Annotated in this window: 1 protein-coding gene; it reads right to left on the reverse strand. The window is 45.1% G+C overall.

Going from position 1 to position 2072, the window contains the following annotated elements; all coding sequences use genetic code 11:
• Window positions 1-18 precede the first annotated feature (18 nt).
• The gene (gene ltrA / locus BIT28_RS00135) at window positions 19-1491 is read right to left on the reverse strand and encodes a group II intron reverse transcriptase/maturase (protein WP_075761618.1); all 1473 of its coding nucleotides are present in this window, start codon (window positions 1489-1491) and stop codon (window positions 19-21) included.
• Between the last annotated feature and the right edge of the window lie 581 nt (window positions 1492-2072).

Genomic DNA, 2072 nt, shown 5'->3' on the forward strand with positions numbered 1-2072 from the left:
CGTTTGACACCCAGCAACTTATAAAGCAGTTAGAGCAGGATCAACCCATGAGTTACGAGCTTGTCTTTTTGACTTCCGCTTTGCCAAGTATTCTTGGTATTCAGGGTCAAAAGGAGTCGCCGCACTCCTGATTTTCACATGTCGCTCGATGGGCACTTTTGCTATTTGGAATAGGTTGAACAGGCAATCCATGTTCATGATCTTCTGCCAGCCGTGAAATTGCCATTGGCCTTTACGGTTGAGGAAGTATTTATGAACAACCCAGTCCTTGGACTTGGTTGGATGACGTCTAACTGCCCAGTGCCATAATGCTTGGAATAGTTTGTGGCCGACATACCCGAATACTTGTTTTGCTACGCAATGGCGATAGTAATTCGCCCACCCCCTAAGTTTTGGATTTATCAGCTTGATAAGATCGTTAACATGGACGCTTGCGTGCTTTTTAATGAGTTCACGTAGGTTTCTCAAAAATAACAGCGTGTTGGATTTGCTCGGTTTAATAAGCAATTTTCCTTTGTACTTCCTATGGTTGAAGCCAAGAAAGTCAAAGCCATCATCAATGTGAGTAAGCTTCGTTTTCTCTACGGAGAGGGTTAACCCTCTTTCTGCCAGAAAATCAGAAATCAACGGTTTGATGTCGTTCACTAGCACTTCCTTTGAAGAGCAGGTGACCACGAAATCATCTGCGTAACCAATAAAGTTGGCTCTAGCGCTCTTTTTGAGCGCAGTGGATTTTATGCACTGCTCTAGCCCTGCGAGAGTCATTAACATCAAGGTCGGAGATATGATTCCGCCTTGTGGTGTACCCTCATCAGTATCATAGAACAGACCTTTGTCCATAAAGCCAGACTTTAGCCATTGTTCCAACATTCGCTTATCTACAGCGATGTTATCAAGAAGCCATTGATGGCCGATCTCGTCGAAACAGGCTTTGATATCCCCTTCAAGTACCCATTTGGCTGATTTCTTTAGAGCCAAACATTTGAAGCATTGACTGACTGCGTCAGCAGTACTGCGATTAGGTCTAAATCCATAACTGTTGGGGTCAGCAAGTGTTTCAGACACAGGCTCTAGTGCTAGTAGATGGAGTGCTTGTTGCGCTCTATCAATCATGCATGGAATGCCTAATGGCCTGAGTTTGCCGTTCTTTTTGGGAATGTAGATGCGTTTAAGTGGTTTCGCTTTATAAGTCTTGCGACTAAGCTGATTGACTGCTTTCATACGGCGTGCATCTGTGTTCCAGATGACACCATCTATTCCAGGCGTTTTACTGCCTTTGTTTTGAGATACTCGCCTAACCGCAAGAAGCTTAGCTGAGCGAGAATGAGTTAAGAGCCACTGTAAGGAGTTCACCTTACCGTATTTCTTTTCTCTAGTTGCTTTTGCGATACGCATTTGAAGCTTTAATACGTGCGCTTCAACGGATTTCCAGTCTATTGACTGCCATTGAGCACCGTCAGAAGATGCACTAATCTCTTTCGAGATCACCATTTGCTTTTCTCCTTAAATAAAGTTCTTCAAATTCTCTCGCAAAGGGAGACCAGTCGGAAGTGGGCTCACTTTCGTGATCAGGTATCAACCTGTATCTGCATCATTACAACACAGCTTTCGCTTTTTCCGACCTCCTTTACCTGCATCACTATCGGCCACAAAGGCTTTCCCATAGGGAGCGATACAGGCTTACCCTGTTCCGTATGTTACGTAAATGTCAGGTTAGATGCCCACTCTAGTGCGGGGAGCGTGTCGATCACGAAAGAGCATTGCCCAATCCCTTTCCAACTCCCATTGCCTTTTGGCTACAGCGTAATAACCACTTCCGCTGCTTCATCACATAACGCACCTTGGATGGATTCACATTTGTTCATCGTACTGACTACCTAGCACTCACCCGATTTGTGTGGTTATCAGGAGGATCGCCCTCTCACGATTCAGATCCCGAGAGATTTAAATCACTCTTCGTTACATTGTCTGAGCCGCTGCTTTATTCAGGCTCATAGGTTCATCTGGTGATACAGATGGTTCACTCATTAAGCGGTGAACAACGCTTCATACGACTTCAGGTCGCACGGGCA

Origin of the sequence: Photobacterium proteolyticum (assembly GCF_001939735.1) — a bacterium.
Lineage (GTDB): Bacteria > Pseudomonadota > Gammaproteobacteria > Enterobacterales > Vibrionaceae > Photobacterium > Photobacterium proteolyticum.